We start from the raw sequence: 312 nt of genomic DNA, 5'->3' as shown, positions 1-312 counted from the left end.
CGGAGGTTCCGACCGGCACCTCGATGGGCTGGGAGGCCAAGGTTTCCTGGTAGCGGCCGGTCGTTTCCCGGCGCCGGCCATTGCCTTCGGTGCTCAGGGTCATGGAACCTTCGCGCGCCACCGTGCGCGTGCCGGCCGCGCCGATGTTGTCGATGGCGGGTCCGACGACCGACAATGCGCCACCCGCGGCGATCTGGCTCTTGTCGTTGGTGACGGTTCCGGTCAACGTCATCGCGCCGCCCGACAGGATCCTGCCGGGGTCGCTGGCGGTCGCGCGCGTCTCGGTGACGGTTTCAGTTACGTCGTAGTAGA

General features: G+C 68.3%; 1 protein-coding gene. It reads right to left on the bottom strand.

What is annotated here, in order from left to right; all coding sequences use genetic code 11:
• Window positions 1-312: hypothetical protein (locus KDH83_RS32270; protein WP_212323299.1), on the bottom strand; the 312-nt coding region annotated here is incomplete at both ends.

Source organism: Achromobacter sp. Marseille-Q0513 (genome assembly GCF_018195695.1).
In the GTDB taxonomy this organism is placed as follows: domain Bacteria; phylum Pseudomonadota; class Gammaproteobacteria; order Burkholderiales; family Burkholderiaceae_B; genus Achromobacter.
The sequence above is the reverse complement of the archived record's forward strand: the minus strand, read 5'-3'. Positions and strand labels throughout refer to the sequence as shown.